At 72.3% G+C, this 20,378-nt stretch carries 10 protein-coding genes and 1 pseudogene; 9 read left to right on the top strand and 2 right to left on the bottom strand.

Features of this window, described 5'->3' with window-relative positions; all coding sequences use genetic code 11:
• Positions 1-1,017 precede the first annotated feature (1,017 nt).
• The 8 genes and pseudogenes from UK82_RS42065 to UK82_RS22180 form a co-directional block, all read left to right on the top strand.
• Positions 1,018-4,202 (top strand): ATP-binding protein (locus tag UK82_RS42065; RefSeq protein WP_396230614.1); only part of this gene is annotated, 3,185 nt, incomplete at its 5' end.
• A 199-nt stretch (positions 4,203-4,401) separates the two neighbouring features.
• Entirely contained in the window at positions 4,402-5,331 is a 930-nt protein-coding gene (locus UK82_RS22210) for a ParA family protein (RefSeq protein ID WP_055409078.1), read from the top strand.
• Positions 5,324-5,854: a hypothetical protein gene (locus UK82_RS22205; RefSeq protein ID WP_055409076.1), complete on the top strand. Its 531-nt coding sequence runs from the start codon at positions 5,324-5,326 to the stop codon at positions 5,852-5,854. Before UK82_RS22210 ends, UK82_RS22205 begins: the two co-directional genes overlap by 8 nt.
• Before the next feature lie 20 nt (positions 5,855-5,874).
• Positions 5,875-7,212: a PIN-like domain-containing protein gene (locus UK82_RS22200; RefSeq protein WP_055409074.1), complete on the top strand. Its 1,338-nt coding sequence runs from the start codon at positions 5,875-5,877 to the stop codon at positions 7,210-7,212.
• Between the two features lie 22 nt (positions 7,213-7,234).
• Positions 7,235-7,669, top strand: coding sequence for an NUDIX domain-containing protein (locus UK82_RS22195; RefSeq protein ID WP_044886998.1), 435 nt, complete (start codon positions 7,235-7,237; stop codon positions 7,667-7,669).
• A gap of 99 nt (positions 7,670-7,768) precedes the next feature.
• Entirely contained in the window at positions 7,769-8,980 is a 1,212-nt protein-coding gene (locus UK82_RS22190) for an esterase-like activity of phytase family protein (RefSeq protein ID WP_055409072.1), read from the top strand.
• A 491-nt stretch (positions 8,981-9,471) separates the two neighbouring features.
• Positions 9,472-10,815 carry an ATP-binding protein gene (locus UK82_RS22185; RefSeq protein WP_044887000.1) on the top strand — a complete coding sequence of 448 codons (1,344 nt, stop codon included), beginning with the start codon at positions 9,472-9,474 and terminating at the stop codon, positions 10,813-10,815.
• A gap of 207 nt (positions 10,816-11,022) precedes the next feature.
• A pseudogene (locus tag UK82_RS22180) lies at positions 11,023-11,566 on the top strand (flavoprotein); the annotation flags it as partial.
• A 1,362-nt stretch (positions 11,567-12,928) separates the two neighbouring features.
• Here the strand turns inward: UK82_RS22180 and UK82_RS22170 are convergent.
• Entirely contained in the window at positions 12,929-14,194 is a 1,266-nt protein-coding gene (locus UK82_RS22170; RefSeq protein ID WP_063897542.1) for a sensor histidine kinase, read from the bottom strand.
• Between the two features lie 394 nt (positions 14,195-14,588).
• A complete protein-coding gene (locus tag UK82_RS22165; protein WP_396230613.1) occupies positions 14,589-18,959 on the bottom strand; it encodes a caspase family protein in 4,371 nt (1,456 codons plus the stop codon).
• 358 nt (positions 18,960-19,317) lie between these two features.
• Between UK82_RS22165 and UK82_RS22160 the strand changes: the two genes are divergently transcribed.
• Positions 19,318-20,115: an effector-associated constant component EACC1 gene (locus tag UK82_RS22160; RefSeq protein ID WP_152989980.1), complete on the top strand. Its 798-nt coding sequence runs from the start codon at positions 19,318-19,320 to the stop codon at positions 20,113-20,115.
• Positions 20,116-20,378 lie beyond the last annotated feature (263 nt).

The raw sequence follows: 20,378 nt of genomic DNA, 5'->3' as shown, positions 1-20,378 counted from the left end.
ACGGGCTCGGCCAGCCGCGACCGCTCAGCCCTGTCCGCCCGGGAGGCGGCGATCCTGCTGGCCCTGCTCGCACAGGACCGGCCGATCTCCAACGAGGAACTGCGCGAGCGGTTCCGATTCACCTTGGTCGGCGCCGAGCGCCGCCGGCTCAACGAGCTCCGCCTCGTCGAGAGCGGCAAGGTGCCCGGCCACGGCAACTTCCTGTTCCACCAGGTCACCGACGCTGGCTGGGCGCGCGGTCGGCAGGAGCTGGCGCCGCGTGCGATCGAGGCGGGCAGCCTGCCCACCGGGGTCTTCTTCGCCGTCGCCGAGGGCCTGCACCGGTTCCTCGGGAGGGAGCGGATCACCATCGGGGAGTTGTTCCGCGCCGATCCGCCCGAGCCGGCCGATTCCCCGCCGGCGAGTGCCACGACACCAGCACCGCCCGACCCGGGCACGGAACCGGCCGCGGGCACTGCGCCGGCTCCATCGACAGCGACGATGGCAACCGCGGACGCTGAGCCCGCGGACAAGACCGGTCCCGCGGACTACGCCAGGCCCGCGGGCTACGCCAGACCTGCGGACAGCGGCCGGCTCGCGGAGGGCACGGTCGACGAGGACGGCGGCGTGGCCATCGAGGCGGCCATTCGGGCGGCGTATGCCAGTCTCGCCGCCGGGCCGTACGACTGGGTGCGGCTGGCAAAGGTCCGCCCGCTTCTCGGCGGCACGGCCAAGGCACAGGTCGATCAGGCGTTGCGACGGATGGCGCGCCAGCCGGACGTGCGGGTCGTGCCCGACGAGGACCAGAAGTCGCTGAACGCCGCGGACCGCGCGGCGGCGGTCCGCATCGGCGAGCACGACAACCACCTGCTGCTGATCGGACCGTCATGATCACCGAACTGGACGCCCTGGCCGCCATCAGGCTGGACTGGGTGCACGCACTGGAGGACGTCTGGCGTAGTTCCCCGGTCCACGTCGACGGCCTGCACACGGAGCCGCGGCGACGCATCCTCGCCTCCCTCATGGAGGCCGACACGNACAAGCCGCTCGGCGTCGTCGTGCAGGGCCAAGCCGGCGCGGGCAAGACGCACCTGCTCGGCTGGGTCCGTCAGCAGGTCCAGGAACTCGGCGGGTACTTCTTCCTGGTCGGGCACGCGAGCAGCGAGGCGTTCCATGCCAGCGTCGTCGGGTCGATGCTGTCCGACCTGTTCCGGCCCGTCGACGGGGAGACCCAGCTTCGACGGTTCCTGCGGTCGCTGTGCGAGCTACTGCGCGTGCCCGCGGAGCTGACCGCCTCCGTCGTGGGCGAGACGGCGTTGGAGCCGGGATACCTGAAGGACCTCATCGTCGCGCTGGGCGACCACGACCGCGCGCTGGCCCGGGAGTGCCAGCACACCCTGCGGGCCCTGACGCTGTACAACTCCGACGACTACGACGAACTGACCGTTGGCGAGACCTACCTGCGATCGATGGACGAACAGGAGCCCGGCGAGCGGGCCCGCCGCGGCATCCGGCCCGCCACCCGCCGCCCGGCCGACATCGTGCACGAGCTGTCCCGGCTGCTGGCCCTGACCGGGCCGAGCGTGATCGCGGTGGACCAGGTCGACACGGTCGTGGCCGAGGCAGCGGTCCGTGACGACGATCCGGATGGGCGGCGCGGCGGGTCGGTGGCGTTCAACGTGCTCGCCGACGGGCTGCTCATGCTGCACGAGCGAACCGAGCGGACGCTATGCCTGCTGGCCTGCCTGCCGGCGAGCTGGATCCTGTTCCGGGAGAACGCGGTGACGTCCGTGCGCGACCGCTTCCACGAGATCATGCCGCTGAACCGGCTGGAGGATCCCGCGATCACCGTCCGGATCATCGAGCGGCGGTTCCGGGAGGACTTCGACCGGATCGGCTTCACCCCGCCCTACCCGACCTGGCCGGTGAAGCGCGCGGCATTCGACCGAGCCCCCCATTACACCCCGCGCGAGCTGCTGCAACGCATCGACCGGCACCTGGAGACCTGCCTGTCCGCCGGCGTCGTCCGCGAGCTGGACGACTTCGCCACGCCGCTCGCCCCTGACGCCGAAAAGGCCGGCGCCGAGAAGGCCGGCGCTGAGAAGGCCGGCGCTGAGAAGGCCGGCGCCGAGAAGTCGGCCGGCCTGCCGCCCGGCGAGGAGCAGGCGACCCCTGCCGAGGATCCCGACGAGAGCTCGGCCGAACCCGCCCCTGTCACGGTGACACCGCCGCCGGCCGGGCCGTACCTGGCGGAGCTTGACGCGGTGTTCGCTGAGCTGGTCGCGACCGTGCCGAGCGTGACGCCGGCCAATGAGGACATCGTCATGCCGGAGCTGCTGAACGCGGGACTCACCGCCTGGATCACCGAAAACGGCGGGACACGCCGCGGTTTCAGCCTCGAACCGAGCCCGAGCGCCCGCCCGCCGCTGCACGCCCGGCTGTCCCACACCCTCAACGCCGAGACCGGCGAGCAGGCGCAGTGGTCGTTCCGGGCGATCACTTCCGGCCACGGCCGGGCGATCCTGCCCCGCATCACCAGCGCCTGCGTCATGTCCGGGATCGCCGCCGGCAACCCGCGCCGACGGTTGTTCCTGCTGCGCAACACCGCCTGGGGCCACGGGGCGAAGACGCACGAGGCGCTCGCCGCCTTCACCGCCGCGGGCGGCATCGTGCACCGCCTCGACCGCGACGATCTGGCCACCTTCGCGGCGCTGCGGACCCTGTTCGACCGCCAGCATCCCCACCTGCGCGAATGGCTGACCGCGCGCCGCCCCGCCAGCGGAACGTCCCTGCTGCGCACGGCCCTTGAGGACGCCGCCGCCGACCTGCCCGGCGGCGGCGACCTGCCCGGCGGTGGCGCCGCGGACCCCGGGGTCGGCGCCGCGAGTCGGACGGACGGCAGGACAGGTGCGGCGGCCGGCCGGTCGGCATCGACGGACGGCTCCCCCGATCGGGTCGCCGACATCCCCGCCCCCGCCGGGCGGACGAGCGCGCCGTCCGCCTTCGTCCTCGGCACCTCGCTGGTCTCGGCGGAGCCGGCCCGGCTCGACCTCGCCGTCCTGCGCCGGCACGTGGCGATCTTCGCCGGGTCCGGGTCGGGCAAGACCGTACTGATCCGGCGGTTGGTCGAGGAGGCGGCGCTGCGGGGCGTGTCCTCGATCGTGCTGGACCCGAACAACGACCTGGCCCGGCTGGGCGAGGCGTGGCCGAGTCCGCCGGCTGGCTGGCGGGACGAGGACAAGAGCCTCGCCGACGAGTACCTCACCGGCACCGACGTGGTCATCTGGACACCGCGGCGCGACGGCGGCCGACCGGTGAGCTTCCAGCCGCTGCCCGACTTCGCCGGCCTGCGCGACGATCCGGACGAGTTCCAGACGGCGGTCGACGCGGCCGTGGCCACCCTGGCGGCGCGCGCGGGAGTGACCGGTACAACGTCCCGGGCCAGCATCGGCCGGGCGATCCTCACCGCCGCAGTGCGGCACTTCGCGGGGGGGAACCGATCGGGTCTCTCCGCGTTCGTCGAGCTGCTCGCGGACCTGCCGGGGGGGGTAACCGACCTCGACCCGGCCGACAAGCTCGCGAAGGGCCTGGCCCAGACGCTGCGCGCGGCGATGGTGAACGACCCGCTGTTCGGCGGGCAGGGCGCACCAGTCGATCCAGGGGCGCTGCTTCGCCCGGCCCCGGGACGTCGCGCCCGCGTCTCCGTGATCAGCCTGATCGGGCTGCCCCGGGACGAGCAGCGGCAGAGCTTCGTCAACCAGCTCCAGCTCGCCCTGTTCGCCTGGGTGAAGCGCAACCCCGCGGGCGCGCGTCCCCTCGGCGGCCTGTTCGTCATGGACGAGGCGCAGACGTTCGCCCCGTCCGGGCCGACCACCGCCTGCACCGCCAGCACGCTGGCGCTCGCCGCCCAGGCCCGCAAGTACGGCCTCGGGCTGGTGTTCGCGACCCAGGCGCCGAAGAACCTGCACAACGGCATCCCCGGGAACGCGACCACGCAGTTGTTCGGCCGGCTCAACAGCCCGACCCAGATCGACGCGGCCCGGCTGATGGCGCGCGCCAGTGGCGGTGACGCGGCGGACATCGGCCGGCTCGGCGTCGGCGAGTTCTACGCCACCAGCGAGGCACTGACCTTCGAGAAGATCCGCACCCCGCTGTGTCTGACCCACCACCCCGCCTCCCCCCTGACCGACGAGGAGGTCATCGCCCGCGCCAAAGGCGACTGACCGGCAGGGCACGCGCCGTCGACGGTTCCGCAGCGACAGATCTCACGCATCCGCACGCCTGAAACAGGCGCATAGGGCGCCAAACGGGCACCCGATGACACTGACGTCCGGGCTGATCCGAACGCCCGAACGCCGCCGGCTCCGCCGATTAGCGTTCGGCCCGTGGCCCGCTGCGGGGGCGGCACGGTCGGAGGCGGACATGCGGGTGGTCACCGTCGTCAACTACAAGGGCGGCGTCGGCAAGACCACCGTCACCGCCAATCTCGGCGCCCAGCTCGCCCGCGAGGGCCGCAAGGTCCTCCTCATCGACCTGGACCCGCAGTCCAGCCTCACGTTGTCCTTCTATCCGCCCGAGCACTGGGGCGATCGCCTGCGACCGAACCGGACGATCGCGCACTGGCTGAACTCGTGGCGATCCCGCGGGGATCCACCCGGCCTGACCAACGTCGTGGTGACCCCGGAGCAGGCAAACTTCTACCTCGACGGCGGACGGCTCGATCTCGTCGCCGCCGATCTCCAGCTCAGCGACGCCGAGGAGCGGCTCCTCTACGAACTGGGCAGCCCGACGCCCCCGCGCACGCCTTTCCTACGGGTCTACGGACGGCTCGTCGCCGCCGTGGCATCCGTGCGGGCCGCAGGCTACGACCTCGTGCTGCTCGACTGTGCGCCGAACTTCGGCGTTCTGACGCGCGCCGCGGTCGTCGCCAGCGACGGTCTCGTGGTGCCGGCCCGCCCGGACGAGCTGTCCAGGCTCGCAATCGGCCATCTCCGGGAGCGTCTCGGCTATTTCCAGGCCCGGTACAACGCCATGGGCGGCAGCGCGGCCGCCCGCCGCGGCATGCCCACCCGGCTGCTGCCGCGAATCCTCGGCGTGGTCTTCACGATGGCCCGCCGCCAACGGGGCAACGAGGTGTCCGCATCGCTGCGCACCTTCATTCACATGGTGCGAGAGGAGTACCCGACTTTCGAGTCCGTCATCTTCGACAATCCGGTCCCGTACGCAAGGGCGGCAGCAGAGAATGTGCCGCTGGTCCTCACCGATCCGCCGCCGGCCGGCGACCTGCTTGAGCAGTGGCAGGGGCTGGCCACGGAATTCACCAAACGACTGGAGGCCCTGGGCCATGCCTGACGATCGGTCAGCGGCGTTCGCGGCGTTCCTGCACCGGCTGGCCGTCCTCGTGGGGAGTCTCGATGACGACGGGCTGCAGGACCTCATCTCCGGCCGACGCGAGCTGATCCTCGGCGCGCCGACGACACCGGTGGAAGCCCGGACGGATGAGGCGAGCGCCGGGCCCGCGGACCTGGCCCACTCCGGCCGCACCGCCCCGGCCGCCTCGCCGCGTCAGGAGAGCCGACCGGGGCGCCCCAACCGCCTGACCACCGGGCGTCGGTCCGCCGCTCCCGTCCTGGCGGAGGAGGCGGCCGCGGTCCGAGGCACGCTGCTGACGATGGCGAGCCGCGCCGAGGCGCATGATCATCTGGATCGGTTCGGCACGGTGGCCCGCCTGACGTCCCTGGCCGACGCCCTGCGGATCCCGCATCTGGCCAAGGAGAACCGGGAGCGACTCATTCGCAAGATAATCGACGCGACCCTGGGCGCCAGGCTGAGCGACCGGGCCATGCAGGGAGACTCCCCGCCGTTGTCTTTCTAGCAATATTCTAGACTTTCAACATGGGGGAATCGATCACGGCTTCGAGAGGTTCGGCGCCCGGTGCACCGTCAAAGGGCGGACTGTTCGACGGGTTCGAGGCGTACCGCACGCCGTCGGTCGAGGACTACCGGCGAGTCCTGACCACCGGGATGGTCGTGCCGGACACCAATGTCCTGCTCAACCTGTACCGCTATCACCCGGATGCGCGCGACAACCTGTTGGACGTGCTCACCGGGCTCGGGGAGCGGGTCTGGGCACCGCATCAGGTCATCGCGGAGTTCTGGACCCAGCGCAACAATGTGCTGCGCGATCCGCGGGGCACGACGGCGACCCGAAACGACCTGGACAAGCTGCGCGGCCAGGCCGAGCAGGTGATCCGCACCTGGGCCAAGCGGCTGTCCCTCGATCCCGCGGAGGCAGCCGACCTGCGCAAGGCGCTCACCGCCGGATTCGATCACGTGTCAGAGCAGATCGCCGCCGCCCACGACCGCGAAATGGCCCGGTATTCCACCGATTCCAATCTCGACCCGGTCGTGAAGCGACTGGCGACCATCCTTGAGGGGCGGGTCGGCCCCGCGCTGGCGCCCCCCGAGCATCAGGCGGCGCTCGAGGAGGGACTGCGCCGGGTCGAGCAGCAGATCCCGCCTGGTTACAAGGACGGCGCGAAGAAGGGCACCGCTCCGGCCGGCGACTACGTGCTGTGGAAGCAGATCCAGGTGGAAGCCGCGACGCGACGCCGCCCCGTCCTCTTCGTCACCGGGGACGTCAAGGAGGACTGGTGGCGCCTCGACCAGGGACTCCCCATCGGCCCGCGGCCCGAGCTCGTCCGGGAGCTGCTCGACACCGCCGAGTGCGCGCTGTTCATGGTCCGGCCGGACGAGCTGCTCAGGTTGGCCGGGGAGGTACTCAGCGTCGAGGTTCCCGCCGCCGCCCTGGCCGACGTCGGGCGCGTCCAACAACTCCAGCAGGAGCGCGACGATCGGGACGACGAGCCCGAGGACCAGGAGCCCGGCTGGACCGCGGTGGCGGTCGACGCGGTCCTCGGCCGGCTGCGCCAGGAGGCGGCGGTGCAGGCACGGGCGATCGAACGGGCCGCCGCGTCCGACGGTTTCATCAGTCGGGACGAGGTGTACCGGATCGCCGGCTACGAGGCGGACCGCAGCCTGCGCGGTTTCACCCGTCCCGTGCGCCGCATCGTCGCCTATTTCCAGGGCCGCGGGCGCATCCCGCTCGACGCCGAGCCGCTCCTGGACGCCGTCTACGACGACCAGTCCGGCCAGGCCATCGGCTTCCAGATCCCCGCCTCCGTCACCGCCCTGCTCGGCTCCCCCGCCGACCCCGCGGTCGACGAGAACTGAATCCGCCGGCCCCGGACATCCGATGACCTACACGAGTCCCGTGGACGTGTTACTGCTCCTGGTTCGTGACGACCAGGTGCTGCTGGCCCTGCGCGCGGGAACAGGGTTCGCCGACGGCTGGTGGAATTTGCCCAGCGGAAAACTCGAACAGAACGAGGACGCCGCCAGCGCCCTCGTGCGCGAGGCCCACGAGGAGACCGGCCTCGTCCTCGACCGGTCCAGGCTCTCCCTCACCGCCACGATCCACTCCCGCAATGACCGCGGCATCGCGCGCGTCGGCCTGGTCTTCCGGCCCGCGAGCTGGACGGGTGAGCCGGTCAACGCCGAGCCGGACAGGTGCGCCGGAATCGCCTGGTTCCCCCTCGACGCGATCCCCGCGCGGACCTATGGAACGTCCCGTACCGGCATCGAGCTGTTCCGACGCGGCGAGAACTTCGCCGCCGAAGGCTGGTCGTGAGTACCCCCGCCTGGCCGACAAGGACAGACGGCGTCTGTTCGGACGCCGTTCACCTCACAGGTCTTCCGCCGGTCACCCCCACCCGGAAAGTGTGACGGTATGACACCGATCCGTCGCACCGTCCTGGCGGCCGCCGCGGCAGCGGCACTCGCGTGTTCCGCCGCCACGGCCGCAGCCGCGGCGACGACGACAGCCTCACCGACGACGGCAGCCGCACCGACGGCCACCGCACCGACGGCCACCGGCAATCCCGCGGCGGCCGGTGCCGCCACAGCGCCGAGCGTGCCGTGGGAGAGGGCCTGCCCGCCCACCGCGGTCGCGGTCGGGTTCAGCGACGCGCTGGACAAGGCGTCGATCGACGGCGTGACGGTCGGGGGGCTGTCGGGGCTCGCCGCGGATCGGCGCAGCGGCGGGTACGTGGCGGTCCAGGACCACAGCGGGACGGAGCCGGCTCGGCTGTTCTTCTTCCGCGACCCGCGCCACCCCGGGCTGACGGGCACGCTGACCCTGCGCCGCCCGGACGGCACCCCGTACGACGCGGCGAGCTTCGACGGGGAGGGCGTCGCCGTCCTGCCGGACGGGCGGTTCCTGGTCAGCTCGGAGACGGAGCCGTCGGTGCGGGTGTTCGGGCGGGACGGCCGGCAGGCCGGGGAGCTCACGGTGCCGGCCCGGTTCGCGGTCGCACCCGCCGGCGAGGCGACGGCGAACGCCACCCTGGAGGGCCTGTCGATCTCGCCGTCGGGGCGGTTCGTCTACGCCGCGATGGAGGGCACGCTCGCCGGGGACGCCCCGGCCGGGGCCGGACAACCCGGGAGCGGCCAGGCCCGATTCCGCCGGATCCTCGTCTACGCCGCCGACGCCGGCACGCCCGGCGGGTTCCGGCTGACCCGCCAGATCGGCTATCAGGTCGACCCGGGCAACCGGATCGCCGAGGCGACGGCGTACGGCGACGGGCGGCTGGTCGTGCTGGAGGCATCGTTCACGGCGAACGTCGGCAACACGGCGACCCTTTACGCCGTCACCGGCGCCGACCGGGCACCGGATGTCGGCGGCATCGCCGATCTCGCCACCGCGCCGGCCGCCGACATCGTGGCCAAACGGCCGGTCGCGGACCTCGTCCGCTGCCCGACTCTCGGCGCGCCCAGCCGGGAACCGCAGCTCAACCCGCTGCTCGACAACTACGAGGGCCTCGCCGTCGCCGCGGCGCCGCCGGCCGGCCGCGGCCCGGCGACGCTCACGCTGATCAGTGACGACAACCTCGCCGCCGCCCAGATCACCCGCGTGCTCACCCTCGCCGCGCCCCTGCCCTGACACCGACCGCTCCCGCGGGATGCGTGGGACAGCGCCTCCATGTCTCTTCCACAGGGTTCGGCATCCGTTGTGTCCCTGTGGAGGAGACAGGTTGCGCCGCTCCCATACACAGCACCGGCCGATTCACCCGTTCGGGGGGCCCGGGAAGGACCGGTCTCCCCCGGACGGGCGTGGCGGGGTCCACGATGTGGGCGCCCGAAGGAGCGTCGCCGGGCCGCCCGTCGAAGGTGCCTGGCGAGCAGCGTCACCATCGCTCGGTGCCGCGCGACCACCAGCGGCCACGCAGCCGGGCGGGCACCGTCGGGCGCCCTCGGGCAACGAGACGGCGACCCTTCTCAGGGGAGCACCCCCGGGCACACGGACTGCCTTCGTCAACGGGTGCCGGTCCCTAGGTCCCCCCGCAAAGCTCCATCAGTCCCGACGGGTTCGCAGCGACCGCCCAGGCAGAGTCGTCTCGACGATCCGTCGGTGACCGACCTGAAGGAGCCAGCGTGCCCATCTGGCACATCCGTCCCTACGAGACCGTCGACTACGCGGCCACCGTGCGGCTACTCGAAGAGGTGCACAGCACCCCGGGCGGGCCGCCGATCAACCTGACCGACACCGTGCTGGCGCTGCGGCACGAGCCGCCCGACACCGAGTCCCCGGTGGTGGTCGCCGTCGCCGGCGAGCACATCGTGGGGGCCGCGATCGGGCGCAAGGAGGGCGGCGCGGGTCGGGTTCTCACGGTCGCGCTTGCGCCGGCCTGGCGCCATCACGGCATCGGCTCAGGCCTGTTGCAGAGCGTGGAAAACCTGCTGCTGCACGCCGGCTGCCGACGGATCACCACGCTGATCACTCCCGGCCAGTCCGGGGAGGAGGCGTTCCTCAACCGCGGCTTCAGCGCCACCGGGCAGGTGCTCTACGACAAGCAGATCCCGCTGCGCCCGGCGGACGTGTCGACCGTCGAGCGCTGGGGCGGGGCCCTGCTGAGCACGTCCGAGTGGTCGAACCTCGCGGGCATGGAGGACGAGCGCAAGCTCATCGAGCAGCGGCTGCTGCTGCCGGTGCGGGAACGCGAGCTGGCCGAGGCGTACGGGGTGGTCATCCCGACGGCGATGTTGCTGTTCGGGCCGCCGGGAACCGGCAAGACGTCGTTCGCCCGCGCGGTCGCCGCCCGGCTGGAGTGGCCGTTCGTGGAGCTGCTGCCGTCGCGGCTGGCTTCGGGGGCGGCCGGGCTCGCCGCCGAGCTGCGGTCGGCGATCAACGACCTGATGGGCGTCGAGCGCGTCGTCGTGTTCATCGACGAGGTCGACGAGATCGCCCAGTCCCGCGAGACCCGGCCGGAGAACCAGTCGGTCGTCAACGAGCTGCTCAAGGCGATCCCGCTGTTCCGCGGGGTGCAGGGTCGGCTGCTGATCTGCGCGACGAACGCGGTGTCGGCGCTGGACCCGGCGTTCGTTCGGCCCGGCCGGTTCGACCTGGTACTTCCGGTCGGGCCGCCGGACGCCAGCGGGCGTCGCGTGCTGCTGGCAGGGCTGCTGGAGCGGGTCGCCAACAAGGCGGAGATCGACCTGGACGCGGTGGTGGCCGCGACCGACCTGTTCACCCCGGCGGACCTCTCCGCGGTCGTGCAGCGCTCGGCCGCGGCGGCCTTCCACCGGGCCGCCGACGACACCTGGCTGCACGGCAAGCCCGGCTCGGACGAGGCCGGCCCGGACGGCGGTCAGAATCCCGCCACCACGCCGCTGGGCACCCAGGACCTGCTCGACGCCGCCCGGCAGGCCCGACCGACGATCAGCCTGACCGAACTCGACCGCTTCCGCCGGGACGCGGAGGCCTTCACCCGCATCTGACCCGCAACCGCGGCAGACCCGCAACCGCGGCGGACCCGCAACCGCGCCTGCCCCTGCCCCTGTCCCTGTCCCCCTGCCGGTGCCCGGGTGCGGCGGGACCTTCGGACCGTCCGCACCCGACGTTCGGCAGCTCCGCCCGGAAAGTGGCCGAATCGCCGGGAGAATGACGGCTGGAACAAATGCTTCCGGTATCTCCGCGGCCTCGAGATGGGTTTCTTCGCCATGACTGTCGGACATCGCGCGCTCTACATCGTCGTCTGTGGCGGCGGGTATCCCGCCGACGACCTCCCGGTCTTCGTCAAGCAGGCGCAGTCCACCGGTTGGGACATCCGGGTCGTCGCCACCCCGTCGTCGCTGAAGTTCATCGACACCGGGCTGCTCGCCAGCCTCACCGGCCACGGGGTGCGCAGCGAGTACGCACTGGTCGAGGACGACAACGAGGAGCGCCCGGTACCCGACGCCATCGTGGTGGCGCCAGCCACCTTCAACACGGTGAACAAGTTCGCCGGTGGGATCTCGGACACCCTCGCGCTGAGCCTGCTCAACGAGACCATCTGCTCGGGAATCCCCATCATCATCGGGCTGCCGCCGAACCCGACCCACGCGAAGCATCCCGCGTTCCTCGCGAACATCGCGACCCTGCGCTCCTGGGGCGTGCAGGTGATCTTCGAATACGAGGACGTCGTGCTGGAGAACATCCCCGACATCGAGGCGTGGAAGGCCCTGTTCCCCTGGCAGAAGCTCCTCGACGNGCTCGAGGCCGCGAAGACCCCCTGACGAACGTTCGGCGGCCACCGACCTGATCCGGGTGACCGTGCGCAAGATCTGCCGCACGGTCACCCGGGTATCGGCTAAGCGGCGGCGGGCGCAGGTTGGCCCGCCCGCGTCCCCAACCCGGTGCGGAAGGCCGCACCTGCCAGGAGCAGCAGTCCGACGGCCGCCCAGACGACGAGGCAGATGACGCCGGAGGCGATGCCGCGGCCGTCGAAGTACTGGACGCCGCGCAGCACCGACAGGCCGCCGCCGTGGGGGAAGTACGGGGTCAGCGCGGCGTAGAAATCGTTGAGCAACGGCCGGCCCACCGGCCCGCCCGCGCTGGGATTACCGAGAACCGTCAGCGTCAGCGTGAGCACGATGGAGGCCAGCGTTCCGAACCGCGCCGCGACGCCCGTGCAGGCCAGACAGATCGCCGTCGTGTATCCCCAGAGCACGGCGAACAGCGGCACGGGATGGCCGGCGAGCGCGCCGTACACCCCGTCCACGAACACCGTGGCCGCCAGGCTGAGCAGGCCGGTGAAGAACATCAGGAATCCGACCCGCAGCCCCATGTGCCGGAGATTACGAACGGTTCCCAGGACCCGCCCCAGCACCGTGGCGCCCAGCGCGCTGCCGATCGCCAGGAAGACGATGGCGTAGAACTCGATCGTTCCGCTGGGATTGTTCGGCGCGGTCGGGGCCAGGTCCGTGATGGTCAGCCTTGTCTTGCTCGCGGCGGCGAACCGCTCGCCCACCTGGACCAGTGCCGTCTGGACGGAGCGTGCGGCCCCGCTCGCGACCAGCAAGGTGGCCGAGTCCGCCCCGGTGAAGGCCAATGCTCCGTACACGGAACGATGCTCGACCGCCCGCCGCGCCGCGGCCAGGTCGGCAACCTGACGTACGGCCAGTGCGGGCGACGCGTCGAGCTGATCGGCGACCGCCTGCGGTGCCGCCACCGCAAAGCTGATCTCGTGCGGGGAGACCTTCCCGAAGGCACTCGCGTAGCTGCACATCAGAATCATGACGACGGCGATCAGGGCGACGGAGGCGATGAGGCCGTTACGCAGCGGCTCGAGAGAACCCGGACCCTCTTCCTGCAAAGGGCCGCCGGCAATGGTCTCGGCGGCATCATGAGGCTGCGCCGACGCNGGCGTCCCCTCGAGGACCTCGCGCTGTCCGTCAACCATGCAATCCCATCCCATCCAATTGTCGAAAATCACAATCGGTGCGTCCGTAGGCACGGAACAGCCACGACTGTATTCCGTCATCGGGGCACTCCACAGACCCCGGAGAAGTCGGATCGCGGCGGACTCCGGTATCGCGGCGCCCGGCTACCGGATCTTCCGGGCACGGCCGGTCAGGCGTGTAGCGGCAGGTCCACGGTCACGGCGGTCGGGCCGCCGGGCGGGCTGGTGGCGGCGAGCCAGCCGTCCACGGTGCGGACCCGATCCACCAGGCCCGCGAGCCCCCCGCCGCCCTCGGGGTCGATGCGCGCCCCGCCGGCACCGTCGTCGCCGACGACCACGCGCACCCGTCTGGCCCGCCCGATGATGCTGACGTGTGCCTCGCCGGCGTGGCTGTGCTTGGCGGCGTTGGCCAGCAGCTCGGCGACGCAGAAGTAGGCGATCGTCTCGATCGCCGCCGACGGGCGGTCCGGCAGGTCGACCCTCACCCGCACCGGCAGGGCACTGCCAGCGGTGAGGCTCGCAAGCGCGGCCTCAAGGCCCCGGTCGAGGATCGGCGGGTGGATCCCGCGGGCGAGGTTGCGCAGCTCGACGAGGGCTTCCTTGACGTCGCGGTGGGCCGCGTCGACCAGCGTGCGGGTGGCGTCCAGATCGACGGCGTCGCCGGCGGCGGCGAGGTGCTCTCGGGCGATGCCGAGGTTCATCGCCATCGCCACCAGCCGGGCCTGCGCCCCGTCGTGCAGGTCGCGTTCGATGCGGCGCAGCGCCGCGGCCGAGTCATCCACGGCCGCGGCGCGGGTGCGTTCCAGGTCGCGCACCCGCTGTGCGGTGAGGGATCGTCGGGTCGGGCCGAGCAGGCCGCGGATCAGCAGCACGTCCAGGTGCACCAGCCCGCGCACCGTCCAGCGGGCGACGGGCAGCAGGAGCAGCCCCGTCACGGTCACCGCGGCGATGAGGGGGGCGGTGTCGAGGAAGTAGTCGGTGCCGAACGAGGCGCCGCGGTGGCCCTGCCCGTCGCTGTCGTGCTGCAACGGCAGGAACGGCCGCCAGACCGCGTAGGTGACCCCGCCCAGCGCGTAGCCCCACAGCGTGATCGAGACGACCCCGCTGGCCACCGCGAGCGGATACTTCAGCAGCAGGTAGGCAAGGGCCCGCCAGCCGACCGTGTCGCCCAGCCCCGCCCGGATCCAGCCGGACGCGCCGGGGCGGCGCGGCCGGAACGGGCGGGGCGCGGCGACGCCCGCGTCGAGCAGCGCGACGGCCAGCCGCCGGTTCGCCTCGCCGAGCCGGCGGGCGCCGACGATCAGGGCCGCCAGCAGCGGCAGGCCGACGACGGTGGCGGCGAGGCTGGCGCCGACGGAGATCGCGACGACCGCGTAGACGAAGCTGAGAATGCCCAGCGGCAGGCCGACCAGGGTGTAGGCGAACTCCCGGTGCACCCGCCAGCGCGGCGGGCGTCCGCCAGGCGGGAGACCGCCCCGTCGCTCACCATCCCGCGGGCCGTCCCATTGCTCACCGGCAAGCGGGAGACCGTCCCGTCGCTCACCCTCCGGTGGGTGGTCACCGGCGGCCACCGGCCGGCGCGGTGGTCCAGGCTCCGGCGAGGGGATGGGGGGCGGTGGGGTCGTCATGGTCATCGGCGCCTTCGGGAGCAATGTGTCACGGCTCGGTCGCCCGGAAACACGGTTTCCGCGGGACACCCGGTCCCCGTGGGGACGCCTCCGAGCCTGCCGCCGTGCCCTCGGCGTTCCCAGCCGGCTGGCCCACCACCGGCCTTCGGGTTATCCCGACCCCGACTCCGCGACGTACCGCGCGTCGCGACCATAAAGATCATCACTGGGGGCATGTTCGGCGGTACTTCAGGTCCGGAACGTAGATCTTCCAGTCCTCGGGCGGCAGTCCCCCGCCGAGCAGCGTGCAGATGCGGGGGACGGGGTCGGCCAGCAGCCGCGTGACCAGCGTGAGGTCCCAGACGCGCACGGGACCGTCCAGGGTGGCGGTGACGAGGGAGGCGCCGTCGGAGGTGATCGACACGTCGAGCAGGGGGCTGCCGATCGGTTCCAGGGGAATGGCCACGGTCGGCAGGTCCGCGAGGTTGCGCACGTCCCACAATCGGACGGTTCCGTCGTAACTACCGCTGGCCAGCAGAGCACCGTCCGGGGAGAAGGCGAGCGCGGCGACCATGCTGGTGTGTCCGGCGATCGGCTGACCGAGCTGCCTGGGCCGGGATGGGTCGCGCACGTCCCACAGTCGGATGGTCCGGTCTCCGCTGCCGGTGGCGAGCAGCCGCCCGTCCGGGGAGAAGGTGAGGCCGTTGATCGATCCGGTGGATCCGCTCAGCACCGCGCGGCGCCGGGGCGCGTCAGCCGCGTCGAGGTCCCAGAGGATCACGTGATGGTCCGCCGAGCCGGTCGCCAGCGTGTGCCCGTCGGGCGCGAAGGCGGCGCCGTAGACGTTGTCCGTGTGGTCCCGCCGGGTCACGCCGAGCCTGTGGACGGCCGACCCGTCGCCGACGACGTTCCACACGGTCACGGAGCGGTCCCAGCCCACGGCCGCGATCCGCCGGCCGTCCCTCGAGATCGCAACCCTGTACAGGTCCTTCGTCGCGTCGTCGTGGATGACGAGCCGTCTCGGCCGGTGCGGGTCGCGCAGGTCCCACAGGATGACGGCGGTGGCGGCGCGGGCCACGAGCCGCTTTCCGTCCCCGCTGAACCGGGGGCCACTCAGGGCCACGGCCCCGCCGGTGTCGAGTTCGGCCACGAGGACCGGCCGGGCCGGGTCGTCGATGTCCCACAGCAGGCCGCCCCGCCCGCCCTGATTGGTGGGCCGACTCGCGGTGGCCAACAGGTGGCCGTGCATCGAGACATCGGCCGCCCCGGAGCCGCCGGCCAGCGGGGCGCCGATCGGCCGCGGGGCACCGACGGCGCGCAGATCCCACCGCATCGCCGTCCGGTCGTCGCTGGCGGTCGTCACCATCCGGCCGTCCGCGGACACGGCCAGCGCCCAGATGGCACCGTTGTGGCCGAAGATCGGGTTGCCGACCGGCCGCGGGTTGCCCGGGGTGGTCAGGTCCCACCGCCGCAACGCTCGATCATGACTGGTGGTGATCAAGGTACGTTCGCCGGGCAGGAACGCCACCGCGGACACCCGGTCGGTGAACCCGGTGAGGGCGGCGTCGATAAAGTCCGGATCGGACCGATCCGCGAAGTCGATCATTTTCACCTCGTGGGCGACGCCGCCGTAGACGAGGAGGTTCCCGTCGTCGGCGAAGGCGACCGTGCGCAGCGAGCCTCCGTCCGTGAGGAACCTCGTGCGCAACGTCGGCGCCGGGTGCCCGTCGAAGCGCCACAGCGAGATCTCGCCGTCGTCGGCGGCGGCGACGAAGCCCGCGCCGCCCGGCTCGAAGGCCACCGCGTTCACCGCGACCTTGTGCTCGACAAGCGATGCCGTCCGCGTCGACCGCACGACGTCGCCTTCGGGCCCGGAGGTCGTCAGATCCCACAGCGCGAGGTCACCGCCGCTGCCACCGACCAGCAGCCGCGCGCCCGCCGGGGCGAACGCCAGCGCGAACACCGCGCCGATTCCGCTGGCAACGTCCGCGACGCGGTGCGCCTGCGCCGCCGGATCGATCCGCCACAGCGTGACCAGGCCGTTCGTACCCCCGACCGCGAGCAGCTTGCCGTCCGGGGACAGCGCCAGCGCGCGGATCTTCGCCACGCCGCCCGGCAGCGGCGCACGCAACGGACGCGGTCGATCCTGGTCCCGTACGTCCCACACCCGCACCGTGCCGTCCTCGCTCCCGGTGGCCACCACGGGCTGGCGCGGGAACGCCACCACGGCCCGGACAGGCCCGGTGTGGCCGGGCAGGAGGCCGGCGAAGCCGGTCGCGGCGACGGTGGCGGCCAGTCCGGTGCGGCTGTCGGTGTCGGCGTGGATGCCGTTGGCCGCCACGCCGAGCTTCAGCGCCGTCACGGCGTCCCGCTCGCCCACCCTCCCGGCGAGCGCGGTCAGGCGCCCGCTGATGGCATCCGCCTTCTGCGCCGCGGTCAGCCGTTGTTGACGCACTGCCGCCACCGTCACACCCGCCAACAACAACGACAGGACCACCAAGGACGCGACGATCGCGGTCCGCCGCCGGGCGACGCGCACCGCGTGCCGCTCGCTGGCACGGATGAAGGCGGCCGAGCGCGGATCGCTCAGTTCCCGGCCCGCGAGTCCGACCTGCGCCGCGGCCAGCGCCCGACCTCGGTAGAGCAGGTCGGGCGACTCGGATTCGTCGGCCCAGCGGGCCGCGTCGGCCTCGATCTCCTGCTGCAGGTTCTCAAAGCCGCGATCCGCCGTCACCCAGCGGCGCAGCCGCGGCCAGCCGCGCAGCAGCGCCTCGTGGGTGATCTCCACCTCGTCCTCGCCGATGGTCACCAGGCGGGCGGCGGCGAGCGCGTCGACGACCCGCCAGACCACCGCGGCGTCCTGCCCGCCCGGCACGACCGCCGCATGCGACACGCGCCGACGCGTGTAGTCCTCCGAGCGGACCAGCCGGACCAACACCTGCCGAACGATGCGCCTTCCGTCCTCGTCCAGCCGCTCGTACACCTCTTCCGCGGACCGGCTGACCGCCGCGGCGACGCCGCCGGTGGCGCCGTAGCCCGCCACGGTCAACATCCGGCCCTCCCGCCGGCGCCACGTCTCGTACAGGGTGTGGGCGAGCAGGGGTAGGGCGCCGGCGTCGTAGCCCTGCTCGGCGCCGGCGGCCCGCACATTGAGCAGCAGCAGATCGACGAGGCCGCGCTCCAGGGCGAGGCCGGCGACCCGCGCCGGCTCCTCGATGGCCTCCCGCACCTCCGCGCGGCTCATCGCCTGCACCATGACGAGCCCGCTGGCCAGCGCGTCGGCGAGCTCCGGATGGCCGGTGGTCTGATCGAGAAAGTCGGTCCGCACGACGAGCACCACGATCGCGACCGGTGCCGCACCGGTGTCCTGCGCCGCGCTCAGGGCGACGAGGGCGGCGAGCACGGCTGCGTGTGTCTGCGGATCAGCGCACTGCGTGAACAACTCCTCGAACTGGTCGACCACGATCACCAGACGCCCGTCGGCGGACCTGCCGGGTAGCCACCCCGACGATGCCGATGCCTCCGGCTCAGGTGCGGCGCCCGAGACCATCCGGCGAGCGAGTTCCACCGCGGCGACCGGGTCGGCCCGGATCCTGCGACCCGCCTCCCGCACGTCCCCGCCCGTCGCGGACGGTCCCGCCAGTGCTGCCGCGAGCGCGGCCACCGGATCGCTTCCCGGGGTCAGGACAACCGCCGGCCACGACGACGACGCCCCGCCCGCGGCGTCTCCTCGTGCCAGCGCCGGCAGGAGTCCCGCCCGGACCAGCGAGGACTTGCCGGATCCCGACGCACCGACGACGAACAGCGGCCCCGCGCCGCGCAGCCGGTCATTGACCCGGGCGAGCAGTTGGCCGCACGACTCCCGCCGACCGTGGAAGAAAGCCGCGTCGTCGACATCGAAGCGCCGCAGGCCGGGATAGGGGCTGATCCGCGTTCCATCGGCGGCGTATCGACGCGGCCGGGGCGGGAGAGAGTCGGGCTCCAGGGTGGGAGGGATGAACGCCGGGTTGTCGGCGAGGACCAGATCCCCGATCTCGATGCTCGACCACCACTGCGGCGGCGGGTACCTGCGGGCCGCCAGATCGCGCGCGACGACCCGGGCGACCCGGTCCAGGGTCAGCGTCGGGCCGGCCTGCTCGTCGCCGGAAACCAGCACCCGCAGCACCGCGCCGGTGAAGGCGGTGTGGTCGGCGTCGACCGGCGCCAGGGCCCGTTCGTCCTCGGACGCGGCGGCGAGTAGGAATGACCCGCGGCCGGAGCGACCGACCGGGGCCGGTAGCCGACCGGTGAGGGGCCCCGACGATGCCGCCCCGCCGGCATGGCAGGTATCCAGCACCATCACGATCGACTTGGCCGCGCAGGTCTCCAGCAGCACCTCGCCGACCGCGCGGTACGGCAGCGAACGGAAGTCAGCATACACCTCGGCGGTTGCCGCAGTGGCGAGATGCAACCCGCGGTCCGACCCCAGCACACCATGGCCTAAATACCACATCAGGAAGACGTCGTCCGCCTGCCGGGCAACATTCCCGATCGTATCCGCGAGCGAGATCGGATCGCCGGGGTCATGGCAGACGACGATATTCTCGGGCGTCATCCCGCAGCGGTCCACCAGAATCGCAGCAAGATCTTCCGCGGATCGTCGAACCGACGGGAGGTTCAGCAAACGCGAACCTGGATTATGGCGGGCCGTCGCCACGATCAGAGCACGAGTTCCACTACCGGACAGATCGACCATGCCGACGTGCGCCCCCCGCCGCCCGCTCACGCCGCGTTTGCCGGCGACGTGAGCTCACCGCCATCCCGACTTTAGTAAACCACCAGACGGGCGGTACCAGAAGTATGCGATGATTTGTCGTGACGTCGCCACGGACCGCGTGGAACCGTACGGGAGCCCCGACGGCTCCGGACCCGGCCGGCTCCCGAGCCTTCCCGAGGCGGGGAACGGGGGGCTGATGGAAATCGGAATCATGGTCAGCGACGTGGCCGGGGACCAGCTTCACAGCCTGCGGCAGTGGCTGGTGGACGAGCCCGAGTTCCGGGGCCGCATAAGGCGGCTGGAACGGCCGCCGGCACCCGGGGAGATGGGCGGCGAGCTGGGGATGCTGCTGCTCAGCATCACCGGCGCGGCCGCGGTGCGGACGTTGGAGTACGTCCTTGTCAGCTGGCTGCGGACCCGCCGGGGCCGAAACGGCCCGAGGCCGGTCGTCACCGTTCTACGCGCCGAATCCGGTGAGGTGGTGGTGCGGTTGTCCGTCGACGTCGCCGACTCCACCGCCGACGCCGACTTCACCGCCGACGCCGACTTCGCCGCGCTGGCGGAGGCGGTCCGGCTCCACGACGGCGTCCCGGCCGACCACGCCCGGCCTCGCGGTGACGGCGGCCGGTCGGGCGACCTGAGCCGCCGTCCCGCCCCCGACCCCCTCGCCGGACCCCTTCCCGTGCAGTGGGCAGGGCCCCCGGCGGGGCTCTCCGACGCGGAGATCGCGATGCTCGCGGCCGCCTACCCAACCGCGACCCGATGCGCGATCCTGTTCCGGCGGGCCGGGATGCCCGCGGAGCAGCTGCCCGTCTTCGACGCGACCCTGAGCCCGTTCGAGTACTGGACACAGATGAGCCACGAGTTGCGGCTGGGCCGGGTCGTGGATGGGCGTCGGCGGCTGCTCGCCGTGGCCGGGGCAGACTATCCAAACAATCCCGTCATTGCCCCGGGCACCGCGGAGCCGATCGACGGCGGGGATCGCAGCGGCTGAACGGAAACCGGGAGAGGCGTGGCCGAACAGCCGATCGGCCAATAGCCGATAGCCGCTAGCGGCGATCGACATTCTTCCCGCGCCGGCCGCGCTAGGATCAGATTCAACGCGTCACGATTTCACCGGCGGCGTTTCGAAGCAGAGCCGCGGCGTTTCCGAGACGTGTCCGGCGCGGCTGCCGGCTGAACGGGGGCGGCCGACTCAGGAAAGGTGCGCCATGATACACGTGTCTCGTCGAGAAATCTTACGCGGTACGGCCGGTG

The sequence above is a fragment of the Frankia sp. ACN1ag genome (assembly GCF_001414035.1).
GTDB classification, from domain to species: Bacteria; Actinomycetota; Actinomycetes; order Frankiales; family Frankiaceae; genus Frankia; species Frankia torreyi.
This window is presented reverse-complemented; position numbering and strand designations above follow the sequence as displayed.